The sequence below is a fragment of the Ideonella paludis genome (assembly GCF_018069865.1).
Lineage (GTDB): Bacteria > Pseudomonadota > Gammaproteobacteria > Burkholderiales > Burkholderiaceae_C > Ideonella > Ideonella paludis.
The window spans coordinates 824137-847168 of record NZ_JAGQDG010000001.1; the positions used below are offsets into that span (position 1 = coordinate 824137).

A 23032-nucleotide genomic window follows, 5' to 3' on the forward strand; every position below is an offset into this window, starting at 1 on the left:
CTTGTGAGCCAGCGTCAGTGCATGGGTGCGCACTCTAGACGGGCTGGGGCCGAATTTGTCACCGTCCATCATGCAAGATATGCATAAGGTCCGTAAGGGGCTTTATGTCGCATGGGTGTTCACCCTGATTGGCGCGCACCGTCATGCCCTGCGTTGGGCCTCATTACACTGCCGTCATGAGCACTTTTGACACTCCTTCTGTGGCCCCCTTGCGGGTGGCGTTCATCGGCGGCGGCAATATGGCGCGTGCCATCTTGGGGGGCCTGCTGCAAGCGGGCTGGCCGGCGGATTCACTGCAGGTGGTGGAGCCCTTTGCGGACACGGCCGAGGCCCTGCGGCGCGACTTCAACATCCGCGTTCATGCAGCCGTTGGCGCGTCGTTGGCGGAGGCCCAGATCGTGGTCTGGGCCGTCAAGCCCCAACTGTTTCAAGAGGCCGCAGCGCCCTGCCGGGCGCATATCAGCGGTGCCTTGCAGCTCTCGGTGATGGCCGGCTTGCGCAGCGAGGCCATTGCCCGCGCCAGCGGCAGCTCCCGCGTGGTGCGCTGCATGCCCAACACCCCGGCCTTGATTGGCCAGGGCATGACGGGCTTGTTCGCCAGCGCCGCCGTCACGGCTGCCGAGCGTGACGCCGCGCAAGCCCTGCTGGCCACCACCGGCAAGACCTTGTGGGTGGAGCGCGAAGAGCTGCTTGATGCCGTGACCGCCTTGTCCGGCTCAGGCCCGGCCTATGTGTTTTACCTGCTGGAAGCCATGACGGAAGCCGGCGTGGCCCAAGGCTTGAGCGCCGAGCAAGCCTATGCCCTGGCGCAGCAAACCGTGGTGGGCGCTGGCGCTTTGGCCCAGCAAAGCAGTGAGCCCGCCGCCGTGCTGCGCCAGCGTGTGACCTCCAAGGGCGGCACCACCCATGCCGCCATCACCGCCTTGGACGACGCGGGGGTCAAAGCCAGTTTTGTGGCCGCTTTGGGGGCGGCCGGCCGCCGGGCCAAAGAGCTGGGCGACGAATTCGGCCAAGCCTGAGGCCTTGCCACGATCCCCCTGTCAAGGTTGACAGTGCCGCCGTGCGCGCCCCCTTGCTGCAATGCAGGGGTGCGCGATGTTGCGCACGTTTGAACTGGGAGATTGAATGACAACAGCGAACCCATGCGCACCGCGCGAATTGAGCCTCAGCGAGCTGAGCCATGTGGCGGGCGGCGCCGCCGAATCCCTGGAGGGTTTTGTCCTGTCCGAAGGCTTTGTGCTGTCTGAGTCGGTGACCCCCGTCGTCGGCACCGAAGGCTTCGTTCTGTCGGAGTAAGGCGCCCCTTAGGCGCGACTGCGCCCTGGCCCACTGCACGGTGGGCCAGTTGCCCCTGCTGGGCCGCTCACAGCCGCTCTCCTTTCCACTGTTTTGAGGAAGACGTTGCCGCGACGGGTTTCTAAAGTTCTGACGACAAACAACGTTCAATAAGCCGCTGAGTTGGGCGCAAGCAGCCGAACTCGGCAGGTGTCGTCGGAGAACCCACGCATGCGCTCAAGCCCCATTTCTCTCCTCTTTGCCCGAGATCTGGGCCGCCATGCCAGGCGTCCCGTCGGTCAGCGCTTGGCGGTCATCGCCCTTGCCGCAGCCCTGGCCGCTTGCGGTGGCGGTGGCGGAGGCTCGGACCCCGCCTCTGGTGGTGGCACAGGCGGCGGCACAGGCGGGGGAACGGGCGGCGGGACGGGCGGGGGCACCGGTGGCGGTGGCACCTTGGTGCTGCCCACCGTGGCCATCAGCACCCTCAGCTCCAACACCCTGACGCAGCCCGGTACCGTGCTGGCCGGCAGCCGCACCGATGACCTGACGCCCCTGATCTCCGGCAGCTTGAGTGCGGCCTTGGCAGAGGGCCAAAAGCTCAAGGTCTATGACGGCGACACGGCCCTCTCCACCAGCCCCACCGTGCAGGGCCAGACCTGGACCCTGACGCCCAGCCTTGATCTGGCAGAGGGCGTCCACCGCTTCAGCGCCGAAGTTGTCGGGGCCGATGGCAAAGCCGGCACGCGGAGTGCTGTTTATGAGGTGACGGTGGCGGTGGCCCGTTGGCAAAGCATCAGCCCTGCGCAAGGCCTGCGCGCCACACCGCTGGCCCTGCGGCTGAGCGGCAGCGCATGGCCCGCCCAAGGCTGGAGCGTGGAGCCGCTGGACGATGCCCGCGCCACCTGCGCCGCGCCCACCGGTGTGAGTGACACCGGCCTGGATGTCAGCTGCACCTTCTTCCAACTGGGTGAGCGCAAAGTGGCGCTCAAGCTCAACGGCCAGACCGTGGCACAACCCAGCGTGACGGTGAACAGCAATGTCAGCGCTGTGAGCTGGTCCTCGCCCAGCAGCGGAGGCTTTGGCACGGGCACGGTGCTGCTCGGTGAGCAGGTGCAGTTCAAGCTCAGCGGCACCCAACTGCTGGCCGACACCGATTGGCTGCTGAGTGTGGACGGCTGCAGCAGCGCGCCCACGGAGGTGGGCACAGGCAGCGCCACCGAGCGCGTCTTTGCCTGCACGCTCAGCGCCAGTGCAGGCGCGGGCCAAAAGGCGGGCACGCTGCGCTTTGGCGGGGCCAGTGGCCCGGTCTTGGCAGCGTGGCAATTGCCGGTGGCTGTGCCCCCGGTGGTGGCCCCAGCGCCCAAGTTGCCGCACAGCGGTGTGACGGCCAGTCAGTGCTACACCAGCGGCGGTGGCACCGTCTTGTCAGCCTGCAGCAGTGCCAGTGCTGTGGCCCTGAATGGCCAGCAGGACGGCCATCGCACCAGCGTCAACGCCATGAGCTTCAGCCGCGTCGGCAGCTACACCTTGGAAGAGTGCGTCAAGGACGATGTGACCGGCCTGGTGTGGGAGGGCAAGGCCACCAGCGGCTTGCGTGCCGGCAGCACCTTGGTCAACCACATTGGCTTTGACCGACCCGACCTGGGCGTGGTCTCGACCAGCTACTACGTGGCGGCCGCCAACACCCAGCGCCTGTGCGGTTATGCAGACTGGCGGCTGCCCACATTGCATGAGCTGCAGTCCATTGCCGACTACAGCAAGGCCTCGCCCGGCCCGGTGCTGGCCTCTGCGTGGCTGGTGAACACCAATACCAGCAGCGGCGTCTACTGGTCGGCCACTCCGGAGGCCGGCAGCACCACGGGCCAATGGGTGCTGGACTTCCGCGATGGATTGGGCTTCACCACCCCACGCCAAAACGCCAACGGAGACGGCTATCTGCTGCCCGTGCGACTGGTGCGCGGCGCACCGTGAAGCAGCCTTTGGAGACCCTCATGATGATCAAGCAAACCCTCTCCGCCCTGAGCCTGGCCCTGCTCACGCTCGGCACCCAAGCCGCCTGCCCCACCTGGTCCAGCGCCAGCCGCTTTGAGCTGCATGACAGCGAAGTGATCGATCTGCGCACTGGCTTGGTGTGGCAGCGGTGCAGTGCCGGTCAAAGCTGGAATGGCAGCACCTGCGCCGGCACGGCCAGTACCTACAGTCAGGCCGAAGCGCTGAGCTTGGCCAAGCAGGCCAACCCCAGCGACAGCCCCGCTGGTTGGCGCTTGCCGAACGTGAAAGAGCTGGCCAGCTTGGCCGACTTGGGCTGCACGGCCCCGGCCATCGACACGGCGGTGTTTCCGGGCACGCCAGCCGCCGCCGCTTGGTCTGCCACGCCCAATGCCACCCGCTCCAACATCGCTTGGAAGGTGGACTTCAGCCAAGGCAGCGTGAGCAATCTCTCGGGCATCGGCAACCCCTTCCACGTGCGCCTGGTGCGCTCGGCGCGCTAAGCGGGCCTTGTTCCGTCAGCGCAGCGCCAAGGCCAGCGCAATGCCTGCAAACACCGCCAAGCCCACCCAGTGGTTGAGGCGGAAGGCCTTGAAGCAGCCCTCGCGGCTGCGGTCTTTGATCAAGGTGTAGTGCCACAAGGCTTGTGCTGCGCCCAGCGCGGTGCCCAGCAAGGCCACGTGGCCCAGGCCCAGCAGTTGGCTGAGCCAGGCCCAACTGCCCAGGTAGACCCCGTAAAAGGCCATCACGCCCACCACATCAAAGCGGCCCAGCGTGATGGCCGAGGTTTGGATGCCGACGCGCAGGTCGTCGTCGCGGTCGACCATGGCGTACTCGGTGTCATAAGCCAGCACCCAAAACAGGTTGCCCAGCAGCAGCCACCAAGCGTGCGGCGGAACGGCGGCATTCACCGCGTCCAGGCTCCACTCTTGCCCGCCCTGCACGGCGGAAAAGGCCATCGGAATGCCAAAGCTGAAGGCCACGCCCAGCACGGCCTGGGGCATGGACACCACCCGCTTGGCCCAGGGGTAGGCGATGGCGATCAGCAAGGCGGGCACCGACAAGATGATGGTGGGCGGGTTGGTGGTGAGCACCAGCCCAAAGGCCAGCAAGGCCAAGCCAGCGCCCAAGAGCAAAGCCTCTTTCACCGAGACTTGGCCGCTGGTGACGGGCCGCTGTGCCGTGCGTTTGACATGCTTGTCAAAGTCGCGGTCGGCCACGTCGTTGATGCAGCACCCGGCCGAGCGCATCAGCACCGTGCCCGCCGTGAACACGGCCAGCAAATGCCAGCCTGGAAAGCCATCGGCGGCCATCCACAGCGCCGCCAAGGTGGGCCACAGCAGCAAGAGCCAGCCGGCGGGGCGGTCCCAGCGGATCAGGTTGAGATAAAGGGCAAATCGGGTGGGCGAGGGAGCAGTCATGGTGGAGCCCGGTGTGGTGCGCGCCGCATTATCAGCGGCTGAAGCACCCCCCTCTGGCGGATTGCATTGTGAGCCGTGCGCCGCTACCCTGGGCTGGCTGTCATCCGGTCGTTTATGGATCTTCAAGACATCCCGCACCTTCCTGCCTTGCACCCCGGGGTACCGGCTCAACCGCCTGAAGGCCTTGATGAGCGCATCCGCGTCTTGCATCAACGCATCTGCGCTGCGGCTCCAGGTGTAGCCCGCGTGGCTTGTGCGCTGTATGAGCCCGACACGGGCTTGCTCAAGACCTTGGCCCACAGCACCTGTGAGGGCAAACCCCTGACGGGCTACCAATTTGCCTTGGCCCAAAGCCCCAGCCTGCTGAACCTGGCGCGCGAGCGGCGCACCCGGGTCATCGACGATATTCCCGGCATGTTGCCCGGCCAGTCTGAGCACAGCCGCTGGCTGCGAGAGCAGGGCTATCAAAGCTCCTACACCGTGCCCTTGGAGCACCAAGGCGAGTTTGACGGCTTTGTGTTTTTTGACTCGCGCGAGCCCGCCTACTTTAGCCCGTCGGTGACGGCCCAACTCGACATCTATGGTCACCTCGTGGCGCTGATGATCAGCCACGAGCTGCTGTCCATCCGCGCCTTGGTGGGCTCAGTCAAGCTGGCCCGGGAGTTTGCCCATCTGCGCGATGTTGAAACAGGCGTGCACCTGGACCGCATGGCCCACTATGTCCGCCTGATCGCCCAGGGCGTGGCTGCGCGGCACCGGCTCAGCGACGAGTTCATCGAGTTGCTGTTCTTGTTCGCGCCCCTTCACGACCTGGGCAAAGTCGGCGTGGCCGACGAAGTCTTGCTCAAGCCGGGGGCGCTCAGCCCTGATGAGCGCCGCGCCATGCAGGCCCATGTGGACAAAGGCTGCGCCATGGTGGCGCGCCTCGTGCGCGTCTTCAGGCTGGAGGCCATGTCCGGGGTCAGCATCTTGCGCAACCTGGTGGCCGGCCACCACGAGCTGATGGATGGCTCTGGCTACCCTTTGGGCCTGCGCGGTGAGGCCATTCCCATCGAGGCCCGCATCGTGGCCGTGGCCGATATCTTTGATGCCCTCACCAGCCAGCGCCCCTACAAAGAGGCCTGGCCTTTGCAGCGCGCCTACGACACCCTTGAACAGATGGCCCAACAGGGCCGGCTCGATGCCGATTGCGTGCGTGCACTGCAAGACGGCGCCGTCAATGTGATGGGCATCATGGCGCGCTTTGCCGAGTGAGCGGCCCGCAGGCTCACGCCCCTTCGACCACCTTTTTGAGCTTGGCCAAGCCGCGCTCAAAGTCGGGGCCGATCATTGCGTCCATGCTCACAAACACGCTCATCACCTTTGAGACAAACGGCATGGGGCCGGTCATGCGCCACACCATCTCGGTCTCGGCGCCCTTGGGGCTCAGCGTGTATTCAGCCATGTTCTGGCTGGCAAAGGGCTCGATGAAATCCAGCTTGATCAGCACCTTGGTCGGCGGCTCGGCGCGCTTGATCTCCATGCGGCCCTCGCCCACCTCGCTATTGCCCTTCCAGACATAGACCGAGCCTTCGCCACTGGCCGGGCCCGAGAAGCTGCGCGTCATGGCCGGGTCCAGGTGCTCCCAGGGCGACCATTTGCCGAATTGCTGAAAGTCCGCCAGCAGCGGGTAGATTGCATCGGGCGCGGCCTTGATGCTGATGCGCCGCTCCACCGCAAACGTGTCGGCCTTGGTCAGGGCCAGGCCTACGACCACCACCACGGCCAGCGCCAGCAGGCCGCCGATGCGTTTGATCCAAGTCCACATGTCAGTGCTCCTCAGCTAGGGGACAGCCCGCTCAAGGGCCAGCCCCATTCTGAGCGCAAGCGGGGGCGGCTGCGCCCCTGCGGACAAGGGGGATACCCTCGGTCTGCTCCGCAGGCCTCACGCCGCCAAGCGCGGCCCCTCGCGGTGCGGTGAGCACTGCCGCAGCGAGCCCACCAGCGGCGGCAAGCAGGCCACTTGCTGCACCAGGTCGCGGATGCTGGCCACGCCTGTCTTGGAGCGCACGCTGGCCACTTGGGTGCGCACGGTGGCGATCTTCACGCCATGCTGCTCGGCGATCTCCTGCGGCGTCTGGCCTTGGCACAGGGCCAGCAAGACCTGCTCTTCACAGCGCGAGAGCTGGTAGGCCCGCGCAAAGGCCTGAGCCGCCAGTGCGCTGACCATCTGCCGCCGCGCCAACACCACCAGCACCGCCCCCGTCTGGCCCTGGCCCGCCCGCAGCGGCACCACCGACAAGCGCACCCCACCGCGCGCCGCGCCCACCACCACCATGCGGCGCAGGCCCCGGCTGGCGGCGTCCTGCAAGGCCTCGCGCAGCGGCGTGGCGTCGCGTGGGTCCCGGGCAAACAGGTGCTGCTGGTGCATCAGCAGCGGGTGGTTCTCATCCAGCTCGGACTCCGCCGCATGGTTCATGTGCAGCAGCTCCAACTGCGGATTGAGCAACAGCAAGCCGTAGTCCACCTCGTCCAACACGCCCGCCAAGATGTCCAAGTGCCGGTCACTTTGCCGACGGCGCTCCACCATGTGCATCAACATACATCACCCCTCTTGTTGAGAATCACTGCGCCAACTCACTGGTTGACGGTGAAGTGATCATCAAGAAAGAGGAGGGCTGTGTGACCTACCTGCACAGGTAGGATTGGGCGCTCGCCGCCTGCGCCAGCAGCTTGGCCACGGCGGTGCGCTCGTGCACGTCCAGGCGCTGGAACACCTGCTTGACGTGATAGCTGGCGGTGTTCAGCGACACGCCCATGTGCTCGGCAATGGCTTGGTTGCTGTGGCCCTGGGCCATCATCACCGCGACCTCGCGCTGCTGGGGCGAGAGGCCCAGCGCTGCGGCGCCCTCGGCCAGGCGCAGCGGCTCGACCGACAAGCGCGACACCCGCAGCGCCGTGGCTGCCGCGCCCTGCGGGCCGCTGAGCGCCTGGCGGCGAAACACAAACTGCCCCCAGGCTGAATCAACCCGGTGCACCGCCTGCGGGCTGGCCAGCAGCGCGGCCAACAAGCTGGCCACAAAGCGCGGCAGGCGCTCGGCGTCCTCGTGCGCGCGGGCGGGCGACAGCACATCGCCCTGCGCCAGCCGCACCAGGCGCGGCCAGTGCTCGTCGGCCAGCAGCTCCCGCCCCTGCTCGTCCAGCACCGCCAGGCCTTCTTCCACCACATGCTCCTGAGCCGCCTGCGCTGGCGTGGGCGTCGGCACGGCCAAGGCCTCGCCCAAGTAGTGCAGCACCTCGGTCAGCGTGGCTTCGTCCTCGTCCGAAAACGGCGGCTGCTGGGGCCCCCGGTACAAACTGAGCTGCCCCAGCGCCACACCCTGGTGCCGCACCACCGCATACAAAAAATGCTCCACCCCCAGCGGCGCCAACACCTCTTGGTAATAGGCGCTGGCCCGCTCGGCGGCCGTCACACTGCGCCGGCTGGTGGGCTTCTCAGCCGCCAAGCGCTGCTGATACTGCGCCCGAAACTGCGTGTCGTTGTGCCTGTCGTGATACCGCGCCATGGCCTCATGCGGCAGCATGCGTTCGGGGTAGAAATTGGTGATGCTGCCCCGCTCATCACAATAAAAAAACGCCCCGTGGTCCGCAGGCACCCAAGCGCGCAACACCGGCAATAAAGACGGCAGCAGCAGCGGGCCGGGCAGGCCCAGGCTGCAGAGTTGGCGCAGGGTGGTGCGGGTGGCGGGGGTCACGGTTTCGTGCGCATGAGGCCGTCGACGCACTGGGATGTCAGCCATTTTAAATCATCGAGATTCGTGGAGCTCGACGCTAACTCAATCACAGCCTTGGTGAATCTCAAACCCACCATAAATCCGACCTGTGTATCTTCCGTCCAATGCAGATTGGCATATTCACGCAAAAGCCCAATCCGATATGAGGCTTTGACAAACTTCTCTCCAACGGCCGGACCCTTTCCGGCGGATATCGCCAGAAAATACAGTAGCCCCGCCAGGGCGCCGGCCCCCGCAGCATGACCGCTTGGGAAGGTGTTGTGCGGCGGAATTTTCAAACCATGTTTGATCGGATATTTTTTCGCATCCAATTCGCAAGGGCGCAAAAACCCTTTGTTTTTGCTCTTGGCGCTGAAGACCACTTCAGCCAATGGTATTTGTATCGCATTCCAAATATTAAAGGCATTCGATGTAAACGCAACGCGTTCTGAATCGGTGAACCACTTCCAGTGATGTATGAAGTACCGCAGAATAAAAAAATCTCCCAACTGGTCTTGATTGAATATTTCGTTGTCGAACTCATTCGACGAGTTAATTAACCTTGGTTGAGCTGCTATGTCTTCCTTCCAAACCACCAAAGGATTTGTGCTCGTCTCTATATTTATCTCTAATGAATTCGAGCTGCCGATTGAATTGACCTTTATGGATTTGGAAATCCGCATCGCCATTCGAAAACCTAGATAATTTTTGTCATCTCTGAGCCCCAAGGTCTCAAGTGAGGCTTCTTGCCAAGCTCTCTTCATTAATTCAGTTGATGATTTTGCTAAATTTGCGATGTTATATAACATTGGCGCGATTTTTTCTTCCCAATACTGCCTCTCAATGGGTGTGCCGTCTGCCTCTGCTTGAAAGGTGTCATAACCTGTGGAACTTGAACTGTCTTGCACAAACTCCGCATATTTCGACAGTGACAGAGGTGGAATGAATATGGACATTTCAGTTGCTCCTACATTTATCTACTTTGAAAACATTTGACTTAGTCAAATGGCATGCCAGATTTATAGAGCGCAGTGGCTATGCGCTGTGTAAGTGTATTTTGTTCGCTGGTTCTGTGCTTGACGAATGCTTGCACGCAAGCACTAGGGCGAAGGGTCATGTATTTATTTGCAAAATACTTAGCCGAATCCAAGTCGCCCGATTCCCAGTGACAGGCAATCAAAAGCGCCATGGCCGGCAGGTGCGATCCATTCAGTCGGACGGCTTCTTTTGCTTGATGAAGAGCATCTTCGATTTGATTGGCACGGAAGTGCGCAAATGCCAAACTTGTTTGTCGCAGTGGAAGTTGAGGGTCGAGGGGAGATACCTCAATTGCGATGTGAGCGCAGTTGATAGAAAATGTTGGCTGAGCACTACTTGGATCGACCTCACTGCAGGAGGCGTAGTACCAAACATCACCATCGTTAGGAAATATTTGTGTCAGTTGAGAGGCTGTGAATGGATCGGAATCTGTAGGGATTCTGAAAAGTTCGGTGATATGTCTTTTCAGACCCAGCGAGCCTGCATGCTCGTTATCTACGTCAATCGCTGAAGATAAGTAATTAAGAGATGTAGTAGGGACCCTGTCCAGGGGCAAAAATCCATGGATTCCTGATAAGAAAAACAAGTTGCCCAGAGAAAATAAAACTTCGGCACAGCGTGGATGTCTTTGAGCTAGATGCTCAAGAATCTGGCTTGCCTTCTCGCTTGCGCTTTTAGTGGTTTGATGGATTAAGCCGACTGCCGCCAACAGCAGCGCATACCCCGGCAGCGAATGCAACGCACTGTCATGCGCAATGCGGACCTCGCGGGCCAGCAGGGTGGTGGCGAGGTCGCGGGCCATGTCGGCGGCCAGGCCTTCTTGGCTGGCGACCCAGGCTTGAGGCGGGGCGGCCATATCTTGCTGCCAGATGGCTTGCTGGCGGCGCACGTCGGTGCAGCGCAGGCTGATCACAGGGGTGCTGTCGCTGTGGCCCCAGGCCACTTGCACCACATAGTCGGCCAGACGCTGCTCGCCCTGGGCGTCGAGCTGCTGCAGGCCTTGGGCCGTCAGGCGCCGGGTGCTGAGCGCCGAGATCACGCGCCACGAGGTGACGCGGCTGGCGGCTGCGGTCAGCTCGGTCACGACCAGTTGGCAGACGGTGTTCCAGTCGGGGTTGGCATAGTTTTGTGCCGCCACAAACGCAACCCTCGGCAGCAAAGACTCGGGCGCCCAGCGCAGCAGGTTGCGCGGCGCATCACCCACCGGCTGCAGTTGATACACCCGCACTGGGTCGTCTTGCCCTGGCAGCAGGCGCTCACCTTTGTCGCAGACGCTGGCATGCAGCCCATCCGTCAGTTCGTCCCTCACCTCCGCTGTACACAGCGTCTCACCCGGCTGAGCCAAGGCGGCCAAGCGGTGGGTCAGCTGCACCCCCGCGCCATAGAGGTCGATGCCGTCGGCCAGCACTTCGGCGTGGTGCAGGCCCATGCGCAGCACGATGTGCTGGTCCCCGGGGCGGCCTTGGTTGGCGGCGTCCGCGCGGCGGTGGCATTCAAAGGCAGCAGCGGCAGCGCCCGTCACGGACTCAAACTCCAACATCAGGCCGTCACCACGGCGTTGCACCAGCGTGCCTTGGTGGGCGGGCAGGACGTCTTGCACCAAGGTTTGCACCAGGCTGCGCCAGCGCTGCGTGGTCTCCCACTCATGGCGCTGCATCAGCCGCACCGACTCCACCATGTCCGCCACCAGCAGCACGCGGCGCTGGGCATTCAGCCCAAAGCCGAGGTCGGCAAAGTCGGTGGGCAAGGTGGAGTCGGGCGCAGTCATGGTGCGGGCCTCAGGCCGTGCCTGTCATCCTCAATGCAGGGGAGGGGCCGAGCTTGAAGAGCTGCTGTGGCTCATCAAAGTGTTTAAGGTAGTACGGCCCCAGGTCTTCCAGCAGCGCGCGCCAGGCGGGGCTGGCTTGGGCTTGGGTGGGCGCAGACAGCAGGGTCTCGCCAGGGCCTGCCACGGCCGCAATGCGGGCGGCCAAGTTGACGCCGTGGCCAAACAGGGCGCTGCCATCACTCAGCACCTGGCCATGGTGGGCGCCGATGCGCAGGGCCAAGGTGGCTGAGGTGGGGTGGCCCGGCTCGGCGGGGCACAGGGCTTGGCTGGCTTGGGCCCAGCTCAGGGCGGCGTGTGGGTCTGCAAACAGCAGCAAGAGCCCATCGCCTTGGCGCTCAACCACGCGCCCTTGCGGCGGCTGCACCAAGGCCGCCGCGCGGCTCAACAACTGCCGCTGCGCGGCAATGCCTGCGGCCAGCAATGACAGGGCTTGCCCCGTCTGTACCTGCGCCGCCACCAGGGCAAACACGATGGTGCCCTCCACAGGCACCAGTGCCCCCTTGTTGCCCAAGCCGTCCACTGCCCACTCCTCGATCACTTTGTCTGTTTGACAACAGGATAGAGAAACTTCGTGACAAGTTCTAGTCTTTTAGAGGGGGTTGAGGGGTGGGGAAACCCGGGCACTAGTTCATCTGCATCCGAGCCAGAGAGCGGCCCACGACGGAAATGTAAGGGCCTGTCTAGCCTATCGCAGTCGCGTGCCCGAGACGCTATAGGCCGCTGTTTGCCCATTGTGGACTTGCCAGCCGTCACCAAAGTCAACAGCAAAGGTTCCTACGGCACCGATGCTGTTGAGGTTCCAGCCCGCACCGGTATCAGCCGTCTTCTTACCAGTCTTCACGACGATCCAGTATTGATTGCCAGCTGTCACATTCACCTTCCGCTTGACCTTCACCATGGACGTTACGCAGCAGGTGCCCAAGTTCGGCAAGTCGGTGATGGCGGCTTGGTACAGCACAGCGCCGGGCGCACCTGCAGCATCGGAGTTCAAGCTGACGGTCGCGCCATTGGTACCAAACTGATAACCCACCGCGACCGTAATTGCTTTTACGGCGTAGCTCTTTGAGGGATTAAAAGCCATGGCCGCGTGCTCCCGGCCAAGCATAGAGTCAACCCCAGATACTCCGAATGCGCCGCCGTCATATGCCCAGGCCGCATTTGGATTGAATGTGTTGACGAACTCCTCCAGGCCTTGTTGATGGGTGACTTCGCGAGGCCTCTGTTGGGGTTCGGTTGCAGCAGCATTGGTTGCCAACGCCGACCCGCAAATGCCGACGGCGACAAGAATTGCGCCGAATGTCCTCGACTTCTTCGTCATATCTCTCTCCTCAGTGATGAACTTGGTACGGAAACAGGGACTCACCCTTCCATCCGCTGCTGAAACACCAGCCCCGCGTGCTCGCGCAGCGCGTGGAATTTGATCTTGGGCCAGTTGGCTTCAATGGCGCGCAGCTCGCCGGCGTACTCCAGCAGCAGGGTGGGGGCATCGACAGCGTCCAGGGCCATGCGGTGGCTGTTGGCGTCGATAAAACGCTTCAGCTCCTTCTCGCCGCCGTCGGCTTCGTCGCAGGTGACCCAGCGGGCCACGTTGAAGCGGGCCGGCATCACGCGGGCCTTCACGCCGTATTCATGCTCCAGGCGGTGGGCCACCACTTCAAACTGCAATTGGCCCACGGCGCCCAGCAGCAGCAATGAGGCCGCCATGGGGCGGAAGACCTGGATCGCGCCTTCTTCACCCAGTTGGGTCAGGCCGGCGCGCAGTTGCTTGGTTTTGAGCGGGTCGGCCACTTCCACGCTGCGGAAGAGCTCGGGTGCGAAGAAGGGCAGGCCGGTGAACTGCAGGGCCTCGCCCTCGGTCAGGGTGTCGCCCAGTTGCAGCACGCCGTGGTTGGGAATACCTATGATGTCGCCTGCATAGGCCTCGTCCAGCAGCTCGCGCTTCTGGCTCATGAAGGTCACCACCGAGTTGGGCCGCAGGCTCTTGCCCGAGCGCACCACCTTCAAGTTCATGCCGCGCTCAAACTTGCCCGAGGCCACCCGCAAGAAGGCGATGCGGTCGCGGTGCGCCGGGTCCATATTGGCCTGGATCTTGAACACCACGCCGCTGAACTTGGCCTCGTCGGGCTCGACCACGCGCTGAATGGCCTGGCGCGGCCCCGGCGAGGGCGCCAAGCCCACCAGCGCATCCAGCACCTCTTGCACGCCAAAGTTGTTGACGGCCGAGCCAAAGAACATGGGCGTTTGCTTGCCGGCCAAAAAGTCTTCCAGCACAAACTCGGGTGCGGCCTCGCGCACCAGCTCGATCTCGCCTTGGGCCTGCTCAAACTGCATGCCAAAGCGCTGGGCGTACTCGGGGTGGTCCAGGCCGTCCAGCACTTCTTCGTCACCGGCCACGCGGTCCTCGCCAGGGCTGAAGACGCGCATCTGCTGCTTGCGCAGGTCCATCACGCCGTGAAAGTGCTTGCCCATGCCCACCGGCCAGGTGAAGGGCACCACCGTCATGCCCAGCTCGCGCTCGATCTCGTCCATCAGCGCCAGGGGCTCTTGCACCTCGCGGTCCATCTTGTTCACAAATGTCAGGATGGGCGTGTTGCGGGCGCGGCAGACCTGCAGCAAGCGGCGGGTTTGCGGCTCGACGCCGTTGGCCGCGTCGATCACCATCAGCGCCGCGTCCACGGCGGTGAGCACGCGGTAGGTGTCTTCCGAGAAGTCTTGGTGGCCGGGGGTGTCCAGCAGGTTGATGGTGCAGTCGCGGTACTCCATCTGCATCACGCTGGAGGCCACCGAGATGCCCCGCTGCTTTTCAATCTCCATCCAGTCAGAGGTGGCATGGCGGCTGGCCTTGCGGGCCTTCACCGAGCCCGCGATCTGGATCGCGCCCGAGAACAGCAGCAGCTTTTCCGTCAGCGTGGTCTTGCCCGCGTCAGGGTGGGAAATGATGGCAAAGGTGCGACGGCGGCGCACCTGATCGGCGAGTTCGGCGGACATGGGCAGTGCGTGGCCGCAAGAGCGGCGTCGAAAAGAGGGAGCACCCGAGACGACAGCCGTCCACGGCCGCCATCACGGGTGCTGAGCCCACATTATCGGTGCCTCAGTGCGCCGCGGGCCTCACCGGGCCTTCTTGGGCTTCACGATGGAGTGAAGGACCAGTGGAGAACAGGGCTCAAAGGGGGCGCAGGAAAAGTCTTGGTTGAAGACATAGCCTTGCATGGCCGCGGTCACCGTGGCGTCGCCGGAGTCGCCGCGGACCAGGGTCGAACCAGGGTAGAGGGCCTTCACCTGGTCGGCCGTCATGGAGTCCACCGCACCTGCTGTGGTGGGCCATTGAATGGCGCGGCCACCTTGGTTGATGTCAATGCTCGACACCTTGTTCTTGGCGTCGAAATTCAGCGTGACTGTCGGCGTGTCCAAGAGCGTCCCGGAGCCATCTTGGGGTTGAAAGGAGCATCGGCTCACTTTGCCTCGGCAGTCACGATTGACGCTAACGGCTTGCTTGCGGGTCATGCCCAAGAACACATAGTTGTCAGTCAGACCCTTGCCTTCGATGATCTGCCACTGCTGGATGGGCGTGGACTGGGCTTGGGCTACACCGGCCAGCATCAAGGTGGCCAGGGTGAGGGTGCTGCGAATGCTCATGAAAGTCTCCTCGGTGTTGTGCACAGAGTGGAGGGCGTCAGCCGCCCTTGCTGGGCTTCACGATGGTGTGCGTCACTGTCACGGGGCAGGGCTCAAAAGGGGCGCAGCTGGCCGCTTTGGTGAACTGATAGCCCTGGCGTGCTGCGTTGACCTGGACGCCCTGGCCCAAGTCCGTCAAGACAGAGCGCGGGTAGAGCGCCTGCACTTGGTCGCCAGTCATGTCGTCTGTGGCACCGGCGGTGGTGGGCCACTTGATCGCGCTGTCGCTGCTCGTGACTTCAATCCGAATGACCTTGGACTTGTCGTTGAAGGTCAGCACGATGATGGGCGTGTCGCCGCGGTTCAGCGCCCTGAACGAGCATTGAAAGCGGTTGAGTTTGCAATTCCCGGAGGCGTCCAGGCTGATCGCTTGCTTGCGGCTCATGCCCAGAAACACATAGTTGTCGGTCAGGCCTTTGCCTTCAATGATCTGCCATTGCTCGACCGGTGTGGATTGCGCTTGGGCGGCCCCGGCAAGCAAGAGGGTGGTGATGGCGAATGCGTGGCGAATGCGCATGGGTTGAACTCCTGGGTGGTGGATGAAGCCGATGCCCGCAGGCGCAAGGCACTGCAGGCATCAGCGGGCGATGGAGGCTTCAGGGCTTGCTGGCTTTGCCCACTTCTGAGACGGTGGAGAAGGTGCAACCCGTGTCACCGCACAGCGTGTAGGTCTGGTACAGGTAGTTGCCGTTCTTGGTGCGCACGTAGCCGTCAGCGGGGCTCTTGGTGGGGTCGGTGGTGGACGACAGCGTTGAGCCCTTGTAGATGGCGTGGACTTGCGCCAGCGTCATGCCGTCCATGGCGCCCTTGCGGCTGGCCCACTTGTGCGGGGCGGTGTCTTGATAAAAGCGCAGGTAGAACACCTTGCCAGCCTCATCCAAGTGAACGGTGACCAAGCCGGTGGTGGGGGAGCTGAGGACTTCGCAGTAGGCGGGCGTCAAGCAATGCATCTGGGGTGCATTGGCCATCAGCTTGTTGCGGCTCATGCCCAAGGTGATGTACTTGGCATTGGTGTCCGCGTCCACCAGGCCCACGCCTTCCACAATTTCAAGGTTCTCGTAATTGATGGTGGGTGCAGCTTGCACACTGGCCGCGGCCAGCAGCAGGGTGGCCAAGGCGGTCAGGGGGGTGCGAATGTTCATGGCTTCTCCTCGGGGGTTTAGGGCGACACATGCGCTCGGGGACGATCGCCCCTCGCGAGATATCGAAAGAAAAGGTTAATCGCAAAAACGAGATGAAAGTATCAAATTTTCATCACGCCAGCGGTACCTCAGCCTCAGCACGTCCTGCGGGCGTGCCATCCGTAGGTACCGGCCCAGGCCAGAAAAGTTGCCGTAATTGAGAGTTAAATCTCAATTTGTTCATCAATCGGCACCGCGCAGCCCGGGCGAGGGCGATGCAAGTTGGCAATGCATGCCATAGCGAACAACAAATGGACTGAATCTGGCGATTGGCAAACACTAACGCCACTCGTTCCCATTCAACCCAGGAGATGACGATGACCCAAGCCAGCCAATGCCCCTTTCACACCAGCGGAGCCCGCAGCACCCAAGGCGCGCAGTCCAATGCCGACTGGTGGCCAGAGCAACTGAACCTCAGCATCCTGCACCAGCACTCGGCCGCCTCTAACCCGCTGGGCGCCGACTTTGACTATGCCCAGGCCTTCAAGGGCCTGGACTATGCGGCGCTGAAGCAAGACCTGGCCACCTTGATGACGACCTCACAAGACTGGTGGCCGGCCGACTGGGGCCACTACGGCGGCCTGTTCATCCGCATGGCCTGGCACTCGGCCGGCACCTACCGCACGGCCGACGGCCGCGGCGGCGCGGGCACCGGCAACCAGCGCTTTGCACCGCTCAACAGCTGGCCCGACAACGGCAACCTCGACAAGGCCCGGCGTCTGCTGTGGCCCATCAAGCAGAAATACGGCAACGCCATCTCCTGGGCTGACCTGATGATCCTGGCCGGCAATGTGGCCATGGAGACCATGGGCTTCAAGACCTTTGGCTTTGGCGGCGGCCGCGCCGACATCTGGGCCCCCGAAGAAGACATCTACTGGGGCGCAGAGAAGCAATGGCTGGCCACCAGCGACAAGCCGGGCAGCCGCTACAGCGGTGAGCGTGAACTGGCCACCCCACTGGCCGCTGTGCAAATGGGCCTGATTTATGTGAACCCTGAAGGCCCAGACGGTCAACCCGACCCCGTGGCCTCTGGCCGCGATGTGCGCGAGACCTTTGCCCGCATGGCCATGGACGACGCCGAGACCGTGGCGCTGATTGCCGGCGGCCACACCTTTGGCAAGGCCCATGGCGCGGGTGACCCTAAGCTCGTTGGCCCTGAGCCCGAGGCTGCGCCCCTGGAAGCCCAAGGCTTTGGCTGGATCAATGCCCTGGGCAAAGGCCACAGCGAGCACACCACCACCAGCGGCATTGAAGGCGCCTGGAAGCCCCATCCCACCACCTGGGACATGGGCTACCTGACCACGCTGTTCAAGTACGAGTGGGAGCTGGTCAAGAGCCCCTCGGGCGCACACCAGTGGCTGGCCAAAGACGTGGCCGACGAAGACATGATCCCCGACGCTCATGTGCCGGGCGTCAAGCACCGCCCGATGATGACCACGGCCGACTTATCCCTGCGTTACGACCCAGCCTACGAGAAGATTGCCCGCGACTATCTCGCCCACCCCGCCAAGTTCGCCGACGCCTATGCCCGCGCCTGGTTCAAGCTCACCCACCGCGACATGGGCCCCAAGGCCCTGTACCTGGGCCCCGAAGTGCCGGCCGAAGACCTGATCTGGCAAGACCCGCTGCCGCGTGTGAGCCATGCGCTCATCGACGCGCACGAAGCGTCCATGCTCAAGACCCGCGTCTTGGCCAGCGGCTTGTCCATCAGCGCCTTGGTGAGCGTGGCCTGGGCCTCGGCGTCCACCTTCCGCGGCAGCGACAAGCGCGGCGGTGCGAACGGCGCACGCATCCGCCTGGCGCCGCAAAAGGACTGGGCGGTGAACCAGCCCGAGCAACTGGCCAAGGTCTTGCAGGTGCTGACGCAGATCCAGAGCGACTTCAACGCCACCAGCGCCGGTGGCAAGAGGGTCTCGCTGGCCGACCTGATCGTGCTGGCGGGTAACGCCGCCGTGGAAGCCGCTGCGGCCGCCGCCGGCCAGCCGGTGCACGTGCCCTTCACGCCGGGCCGCACCGATGCCACACAAGCGCAAACCGACGCCGAGTCCTTTGCGGTGCTGGAGCCTCAAGCCGATGGCTTCCGCAACTATGTCAAGGCCGAGTACAGCGTCTCGCCCGAGGCCCTGCTGGTGGACAAAGCGCAGTTGTTGACACTGAGCGCCCCCGAGATGACGGTGCTCGTCGGTGGCCTGCGCGTGCTGGGCGCCAATGTGGGTGGCGCGCCCGAGGGCGTCTTCACCCAGCGCCCGGGCCAGCTCACGCAAGACTTCTTTGTGAACCTGCTCGACATGAGCACCGTCTGGAAGCCCAGCAAGCCGGGCCACTTTGAAGGCCGCGACCGCCAAACCGGCGCGCTGAAGTGGACCGCCACCCGGGTGGACTTGGCCTTTGGCTCCAACTCGCAACTGCGGGCTCTGGCCGAGGTCTATGCCCAGCGCGACAGCCAAGCCAAGCTGGTGAACGACTTTGTGGCCGCCTGGACCAAGGTGATGAACCTGGACCGGTTTGACCTGCGCTGATCCCGCAGCGACGTGACGAGGACAGGGCCGGTGCGCGCAGGCGCACCGGCCCTTTTTCATGGTGTCAAGGCGTGGCCTTGAGCAAGTGGTCCGCGTACTGCTCCCGCAGCTTGATCTTCTGCATCTTGCCCGTCGCCCCCAACGGGATGGCGTCGACAAACACCACGTCGTCGGGTGTCCACCACTTGGCGATCTTGCCCTCGTAAAAGGCCAGCAAGTCCTCGCGGCTGACCTCTTGCCCGGGCTTCTTCACCACCACCAGCAGCGGGCGCTCGTCCCACTTGGGGTGCTTGGCAGCGATGCAGGCGGCCATGGCCACGGCGGGGTGGGCCATGGCGATGTTTTCCAGGTCGATGGAGCCGATCCACTCGCCGCCGGACTTGATCACGTCCTTGCTGCGGTCGGTGATCTGCATAAAGCCTTCGGCGTCGATGGTGGCCACGTCCCCGGTGGGGAACCAGCCATCGCGCAGCGGGTTGCCGCCTTCGCCCTTGAAGTACTGGCTGATGATCCAAGGGCCCCGCACCAGCAGCTCGCCGCTGGCTTTGCCATCGCGCGGCAGCTCTTGCCCGTCTTCGCCTACCACCTTCATGTCCACGCCATAGACGGCGCGGCCCTGCTTGGCCTGCACCGCCAGCTTGCCCTCAAAGGGCAGGGCATCGTGCACCGGCTTGAGCGCGCAGACGGTGCCCAGCGGGCTCATCTCCGTCATGCCCCAGGCGTGCAGCACATGCACCTTGTACTTCTCTTCAAAGGTTTTCATCATGGCCGGTGGGCAGGCCGAGCCGCCAATCACCGTGCGGTTCATGCTGGAGAAGCGCAGGCCCTGCGCCTCCATAAAGCCCAGCAGGCCTTGCCACACCGTGGGCACGCCGGCCGACATGCTGACCTTCTCGCTCTCCATCAGCCCGTGCAGCGAGGCACCGTCAAGGTGCGGCCCGGGGAACACCAGCTTGGCGCCCACCATGCAGGCGATGTACGGAATGCCCCAGGCGTTGACGTGGAACATCGGCACCACGGGCAAGATGACATCGCGCGCGCCGCAGTTCAGCGCATCAGGCGCGGCACCGGCCAGGGTGTGCAGCAGAGTGGAGCGGTGGCTGTAGAGCGCGCCCTTGGGGTTGCCGGTGGTGCCCGAGGTGTAGCACAGCGTGGCCGCAGTGTTCTCGTCAAAGCTGGGCCAGGCATAGTCGGGCGAGGCCTGGGCCAGCAGGTCTTCATAGCACAGCAGACCAGGGATCTTGCTCGTGGCCGGGAAGTGCTCGCGCCCACACAGCGCCACAAAATGCTTGATGGTCTTGACACGCCCGGCCACGGCCTCGACCAAGGGCAGGAAGGTCAGGTCAAAGCACAGCACCTGGTCTTCGGCATGGTCGGCAATCCACACGACTTGGTCGGGGTGCAGGCGGGGGTTGAGCGTGTGCAGCACCGCGCCCGAGCCCGAGACGCCGTAATACAGCTCCATGTGGCGGTAGCCATTCCAGGCCAGCGTGGCCACCCGCTCGCCATGCTGCACGCCCAAGGCCCCCAGAGCATTGGCCACTCGGCGCGAGCGCTCGGCCATGTCCCGGAAGTGGTAGCGGTGAACATCGCCCTCCACCCGGCGCGAGACGATTTCCTGCTCGCCATGGTGGCGCTCGGCATGGGTCAGCAAACTGGAGATCAGCAATTGCTGCTGCATCATCAAACCGTTCATCGGGGCTCCTTGGGCTCAAAAAAGTGGCGGACGGCGCTGTGCGTCGCACTGGCTTCAGGTTGCCATATCTGGGGCCGCACGGGCCTAGCAAAAACCAGTGCCAGAACCTGTCCGCACATGGACGAGTGGAGGATGGCTGAGTGATTTGGGATGGCGGGCAAGGCGCAATACCGCAGCCATGCCCTGCGGCATGGTGAGGATTTGCAACGCCGCCCGACGCCCAAAGCACCAGCCAGCCGACCACGGCCACTTGCGGACAGGTTCTAGCCCAGGGGCAGGAACTTGGGCGCCGTGGCGGCAAACCACGCGCCGCTCTCTGTGCGCTCATACACCCCGCGCGCTTGCAGGTGCGGGTGCTGGGCGGCTTCATCCAAGCTCAGCACGGGCGCGGCGCAGGCGTCGGTGCCGGCCAGCAGTTCTTCCCAATGCGCGCGGGGCTGGCTGGCAAACAGGGCGGTCAGGCGGGCTTTCAGCGCGGGCCATTGGGCGGTGTCGTATTGGGTCTGGGGTGACACATCGCTGAGCCCTAAGCGGGTCAGCAACTCGGCATAGAACTGCGGCTCCAGCGCCCCGACGGTGAAGAAGCCGCCATCGGCGCAGGCATAGGTGTCGTAAAAGGGCGAGTCATGAAAGGGGCTGGGGCCTGGGCCACCCAGTTGGCCGCTGGCGGCAATCCACTGGCCGATATTGCCCAGCATGGCCACGATGTCCACGATGGCGGCATCGACCACCCGGCCTTGGCCGCTGCGTTGGGCGTCCAGCAGCGCGCAGACCATGCCAAAGGCCAGGCCCAGCGCGCCGGTGGCGTCGCCCACCAAGGTGGGCGGCACCTGCGGCGTCTGCCCGGCGGGCAGGCCCAGGGCCATCATGCCGCTCAGCGCCACATAGTTGATGTCGTGGCCGGCGGTGTGGGCCAGCGGGCCGCTCTGGCCCCAGCCCGTCATGCGGCCATAGACCAGCTTGGGGTTCACGGCGGCGCAGTCGGCGGGGCCTAGCCCCAGGCGCTCCATCACGCCGGGCCGCAGGCCTTCAATCAGGCCATCGGCCTGGGCCACCAGGGCCAGGGCTTGGGCGCGGTGGTCGGGGTTTTTCAAGTCCAGCCGCACGGTGGTTTTGCCTGCGTCCAGCAGGTCATTGCCCATGCCCAGTTGCGCCGCCACCGCGCCGGTGCTGGGCCGCGCAATGCGGGTGATGCGCGCGCCCATGCCTTGCAGCATGCGGGCGGCCAGGGGGCCGGGGCCGAGGCCTTCGAACTCGATGAGGTGCAGGTGCTGGAGGGGCAGGGCTTGAGGCATGAGATGGGCGCAGTGGGTGAGGGCGTGGTGAAGCGTCGCCAAGGCTGACCCATGCTAGCGCAGCGAAGCCGGGCCCTACACTGCCAGCCATGAAGTCGCCTGTCTGTCGCCTTGGGCTCAGCGCAGCGGCCGTGCTGGCGCTGGCTGCTTGCACCACGCCTGCCCCGCTGCCCTCGCCCGTGCCGCCGCCGCTGCCTCGCCCTGGTGTGGAGGGGCCTGCGCCCACCCCGGCGCCGCGGCCAGCACCTGTGCCCCAGCCCAGCCCGCCGCCCCAGCCCCCTGCGCCACCCGTCAAGCCGCCAGAGCCCCCGCCGGCCCCGGCCGTCACAGCCGCCGAAGTGCGCACTGTGGCGCTGCGCCTCTTGCCGCCCACCCTGGCCGACCGCAAAGGCTGGGCCGAGGACATTGCGGTGAGCTTTGCCGCCTTGGCCATTCCCGCGCAGGCGCACAAGGTGTGCGCGCTGGCGGCGGTGATCGAGCAAGAGTCCACCTGGCAGGCCGACCCGCCCGTGGCCAACCTCAGCCGGATCGCGCAGCAAGAGCTGGAGAAAAAGCGCGAGCGCCTGGGTGTGCCCAAGCTGGTGTTTGACCTGGCCTTGGACAAAACCTCGCGCACCGGCCAGACCTACCGCCAGCGCTTGCAGCGCCTCAAAACCGAGCAAGAGCTGTCGCTGCTGTTTGAAGACATGGCCAGCGAGATCCCGTTTGGTGGCCGCCTCTTTGAGGGCCAGAACCCTGTGCGCACCGGCGGCTCCACCCAAGTCAGCATCAGCTTTGCGGCCGAGCAGATGCGCCAGCGCGCCTACCCCTGGCAGCCTGCGGGCACGGCCCGCGAGGAGGTGTTCAAGCGTCGTGGCGGCGTGTACTTTGGGGCGGCCATGCTGCTGGACTATCCGGTGTCCTACAACCGCATGCTCTACCGCTTTGCCGACTACAACGCCGGCCGCTACAGCAGCCGCAACGCCGCTGTGCAAAGCCTGCTGGCCCAGCTGACCGGCCGCAGCCTGGTGCCTGATGGCGACCTGCTGCGCTACAGCGGCGAGGTGGCCCAGCCGCCCCAGAGCCAGCCCAGCGAGGCCTGGCGCGCCTTAGAGGCCTTGCAGTTCCTGGGCCTGGGTGCGCGGCAGGTGGCGCAAGACCTGATGCAAGAAAAGCGCTTTGAGTTTGAGCAGACGCCCACTTATCTCCGGCTGTATGAACTGGCCCAGCGCAAAGGGCTTTCGCCAGAGCGCGAGCGCCTGCCCGACATTCAGCTCAACAGCCCCAAGATCAGCCGCAAGCTGACCACGGCCTGGTTTGCCGAGCGCTGCGAAGCCCGCTATCGCGCCTGCTTGGCGCGGGAGACGGGCCGGGCGCCCTGAGC

At 64.3% G+C, this 23032-nt stretch carries 21 protein-coding genes; 7 read left to right on the plus strand and 14 right to left on the minus strand.

Annotated features, from left to right (window positions below):
• Window positions 1–176: 176 nt before the first annotated feature.
• The 4 genes from proC to KAK11_RS03810 all read left to right on the plus strand — a co-directional run bounded on the left by proC (window position 177) and on the right by KAK11_RS03810 (window position 3767).
• A complete protein-coding gene (gene proC, locus KAK11_RS03795; RefSeq protein ID WP_210806293.1) occupies window positions 177–1019 on the plus strand; it encodes a pyrroline-5-carboxylate reductase in 843 nt (280 codons plus the stop codon).
• Between the two features lie 106 nt (window positions 1020–1125).
• Window positions 1126–1296: a hypothetical protein gene (locus KAK11_RS03800; protein ID WP_210806295.1), complete on the plus strand. Its 171-nt coding sequence runs from the start codon at window positions 1126–1128 to the stop codon at window positions 1294–1296.
• 210 nt (window positions 1297–1506) lie between these two features.
• Window positions 1507–3246, plus strand: coding sequence for an Lcl C-terminal domain-containing protein (locus tag KAK11_RS03805; protein ID WP_210806297.1), 1740 nt, complete (start codon window positions 1507–1509; stop codon window positions 3244–3246).
• A 20-nt stretch (window positions 3247–3266) separates the two neighbouring features.
• Window positions 3267–3767: an Lcl C-terminal domain-containing protein gene (locus tag KAK11_RS03810; RefSeq protein ID WP_210806299.1), complete on the plus strand. Its 501-nt coding sequence runs from the start codon at window positions 3267–3269 to the stop codon at window positions 3765–3767.
• A 15-nt stretch (window positions 3768–3782) separates the two neighbouring features.
• Here KAK11_RS03810 and ubiA read toward each other — a convergent pair whose 3' ends face one another.
• Window positions 3783–4685 carry a 4-hydroxybenzoate octaprenyltransferase gene (ubiA, locus tag KAK11_RS03815; protein WP_210806301.1) on the minus strand — a complete coding sequence of 301 codons (903 nt, stop codon included), beginning with the start codon at window positions 4683–4685 and terminating at the stop codon, window positions 3783–3785.
• Window positions 4686–4799: 114 nt separating this feature from the next.
• Here ubiA and KAK11_RS03820 point away from each other — a divergent pair, with 114 nt between their 5' ends.
• Complete coding sequence (locus KAK11_RS03820; RefSeq protein WP_210806303.1) at window positions 4800–5939, plus strand: HD domain-containing phosphohydrolase; 1140 nt, start codon at window positions 4800–4802, stop codon at window positions 5937–5939.
• Between the two features lie 13 nt (window positions 5940–5952).
• On the opposite strand, the gene KAK11_RS03825 is transcribed toward KAK11_RS03820, so the two are convergent.
• From KAK11_RS03825 to KAK11_RS03875, 11 genes are all read right to left on the minus strand, one after another.
• Window positions 5953–6492, minus strand: coding sequence for an SRPBCC family protein (locus KAK11_RS03825; protein ID WP_210806305.1), 540 nt, complete (start codon window positions 6490–6492; stop codon window positions 5953–5955).
• Between the two features lie 117 nt (window positions 6493–6609).
• On the minus strand, window positions 6610–7266 hold the full coding sequence (locus tag KAK11_RS03830) for a helix-turn-helix transcriptional regulator (RefSeq protein WP_210806307.1): 657 nt from the start codon (window positions 7264–7266) through the stop codon (window positions 6610–6612).
• 85 nt (window positions 7267–7351) lie between these two features.
• The gene (locus tag KAK11_RS03835) at window positions 7352–8464 is read right to left on the minus strand and encodes a helix-turn-helix transcriptional regulator (RefSeq protein ID WP_210806309.1); all 1113 of its coding nucleotides are present in this window, start codon (window positions 8462–8464) and stop codon (window positions 7352–7354) included.
• Window positions 8416–9393: a phosphatase PAP2 family protein gene (locus KAK11_RS03840; RefSeq protein ID WP_210806311.1), complete on the minus strand. Its 978-nt coding sequence runs from the start codon at window positions 9391–9393 to the stop codon at window positions 8416–8418. The genes KAK11_RS03835 and KAK11_RS03840 overlap by 49 nt, the downstream gene beginning before the upstream one ends.
• A 41-nt stretch (window positions 9394–9434) precedes the next feature.
• Window positions 9435–11087, minus strand: coding sequence for an adenylate/guanylate cyclase domain-containing protein (locus KAK11_RS03845; RefSeq protein WP_210806312.1), 1653 nt, complete (start codon window positions 11085–11087; stop codon window positions 9435–9437).
• Window positions 11088–11253: 166 nt separating this feature from the next.
• Window positions 11254–11823 (minus strand): adenylate/guanylate cyclase domain-containing protein, encoded by a 570-nt coding sequence (locus tag KAK11_RS03850; protein ID WP_210806314.1) that lies wholly within the window; start codon window positions 11821–11823, stop codon window positions 11254–11256.
• Between the two features lie 165 nt (window positions 11824–11988).
• A complete protein-coding gene (locus tag KAK11_RS03855; RefSeq protein WP_210806316.1) occupies window positions 11989–12621 on the minus strand; it encodes a choice-of-anchor R domain-containing protein in 633 nt (210 codons plus the stop codon).
• A gap of 41 nt (window positions 12622–12662) precedes the next feature.
• Window positions 12663–14291 (minus strand): peptide chain release factor 3, encoded by a 1629-nt coding sequence (locus tag KAK11_RS03860; protein ID WP_210806318.1) that lies wholly within the window; start codon window positions 14289–14291, stop codon window positions 12663–12665.
• 120 nt (window positions 14292–14411) lie between these two features.
• Window positions 14412–14939 (minus strand): hypothetical protein, encoded by a 528-nt coding sequence (locus KAK11_RS03865; protein WP_210806320.1) that lies wholly within the window; start codon window positions 14937–14939, stop codon window positions 14412–14414.
• 37 nt (window positions 14940–14976) lie between these two features.
• On the minus strand, window positions 14977–15495 hold the full coding sequence (locus KAK11_RS03870; RefSeq protein WP_210806322.1) for a hypothetical protein: 519 nt from the start codon (window positions 15493–15495) through the stop codon (window positions 14977–14979).
• Window positions 15496–15574: 79 nt separating this feature from the next.
• On the minus strand, window positions 15575–16120 hold the full coding sequence (locus KAK11_RS03875; protein ID WP_210806324.1) for a hypothetical protein: 546 nt from the start codon (window positions 16118–16120) through the stop codon (window positions 15575–15577).
• A 356-nt stretch (window positions 16121–16476) separates the two neighbouring features.
• On the opposite strand from KAK11_RS03875, the gene katG reads away from it, so the two are divergent.
• Entirely contained in the window at window positions 16477–18678 is a 2202-nt protein-coding gene (gene katG, locus KAK11_RS03880; RefSeq protein ID WP_210806326.1) for a catalase/peroxidase HPI, read from the plus strand.
• A 64-nt stretch (window positions 18679–18742) separates the two neighbouring features.
• On the opposite strand, the gene KAK11_RS03885 is transcribed toward katG, so the two are convergent.
• Window positions 18743–20374: a 3-(methylthio)propionyl-CoA ligase gene (locus tag KAK11_RS03885; RefSeq protein ID WP_210806328.1), complete on the minus strand. Its 1632-nt coding sequence runs from the start codon at window positions 20372–20374 to the stop codon at window positions 18743–18745.
• Between the two features lie 263 nt (window positions 20375–20637).
• Window positions 20638–21669 (minus strand): CaiB/BaiF CoA transferase family protein, encoded by a 1032-nt coding sequence (locus KAK11_RS03890; protein WP_210806330.1) that lies wholly within the window; start codon window positions 21667–21669, stop codon window positions 20638–20640.
• An 89-nt stretch (window positions 21670–21758) separates the two neighbouring features.
• Between KAK11_RS03890 and KAK11_RS03895 the strand changes: the two genes are divergently transcribed.
• Window positions 21759–23030 (plus strand): DUF1615 domain-containing protein, encoded by a 1272-nt coding sequence (locus KAK11_RS03895; RefSeq protein ID WP_210806332.1) that lies wholly within the window; start codon window positions 21759–21761, stop codon window positions 23028–23030.
• Window positions 23031–23032 lie beyond the last annotated feature (2 nt).

Bases quoted from the DNA above. Each gene is read 5' to 3' on its own strand.
- KAK11_RS03875 (WP_210806324.1), bottom strand. From the start codon at position 16,120: ATGAACATTCGCACCCCCCTGACCGCCTTGGCCACCCTGCTGCTGGCC.
- KAK11_RS03865 (WP_210806320.1), bottom strand. From the start codon at position 14,939: ATGAGCATTCGCAGCACCCTCACCCTGGCCACCTTGATGCTGGCCGGT.
- ubiA (WP_210806301.1), bottom strand. From the start codon at position 4,685: ATGACTGCTCCCTCGCCCACCCGATTTGCCCTTTATCTCAACCTGATC.
- KAK11_RS03835 (WP_210806309.1), bottom strand. From the start codon at position 8,464: ATGGCTGACATCCCAGTGCGTCGACGGCCTCATGCGCACGAAACCGTG.
- KAK11_RS03840 (WP_210806311.1), bottom strand. From the start codon at position 9,393: ATGTCCATATTCATTCCACCTCTGTCACTGTCGAAATATGCGGAGTTT.
- KAK11_RS03860 (WP_210806318.1), bottom strand. From the start codon at position 14,291: ATGTCCGCCGAACTCGCCGATCAGGTGCGCCGCCGTCGCACCTTTGCC.
- KAK11_RS03800 (WP_210806295.1), top strand. From the start codon at position 1,126: ATGACAACAGCGAACCCATGCGCACCGCGCGAATTGAGCCTCAGCGAG.
- KAK11_RS03855 (WP_210806316.1), bottom strand. From the start codon at position 12,621: ATGACGAAGAAGTCGAGGACATTCGGCGCAATTCTTGTCGCCGTCGGC.
- KAK11_RS03825 (WP_210806305.1), bottom strand. From the start codon at position 6,492: ATGTGGACTTGGATCAAACGCATCGGCGGCCTGCTGGCGCTGGCCGTG.
- KAK11_RS03830 (WP_210806307.1), bottom strand. From the start codon at position 7,266: ATGTTGATGCACATGGTGGAGCGCCGTCGGCAAAGTGACCGGCACTTG.
- proC (WP_210806293.1), top strand. From the start codon at position 177: ATGAGCACTTTTGACACTCCTTCTGTGGCCCCCTTGCGGGTGGCGTTC.
- KAK11_RS03895 (WP_210806332.1), top strand. From the start codon at position 21,759: ATGAAGTCGCCTGTCTGTCGCCTTGGGCTCAGCGCAGCGGCCGTGCTG.
- katG (WP_210806326.1), top strand. From the start codon at position 16,477: ATGACCCAAGCCAGCCAATGCCCCTTTCACACCAGCGGAGCCCGCAGC.
- KAK11_RS03890 (WP_210806330.1), bottom strand. From the start codon at position 21,669: ATGCCTCAAGCCCTGCCCCTCCAGCACCTGCACCTCATCGAGTTCGAA.
- KAK11_RS03870 (WP_210806322.1), bottom strand. From the start codon at position 15,495: ATGCGCATTCGCCACGCATTCGCCATCACCACCCTCTTGCTTGCCGGG.
- KAK11_RS03820 (WP_210806303.1), top strand. From the start codon at position 4,800: ATGGATCTTCAAGACATCCCGCACCTTCCTGCCTTGCACCCCGGGGTA.
- KAK11_RS03805 (WP_210806297.1), top strand. From the start codon at position 1,507: ATGCGCTCAAGCCCCATTTCTCTCCTCTTTGCCCGAGATCTGGGCCGC.
- KAK11_RS03885 (WP_210806328.1), bottom strand. From the start codon at position 20,374: ATGAACGGTTTGATGATGCAGCAGCAATTGCTGATCTCCAGTTTGCTG.
- KAK11_RS03810 (WP_210806299.1), top strand. From the start codon at position 3,267: ATGATGATCAAGCAAACCCTCTCCGCCCTGAGCCTGGCCCTGCTCACG.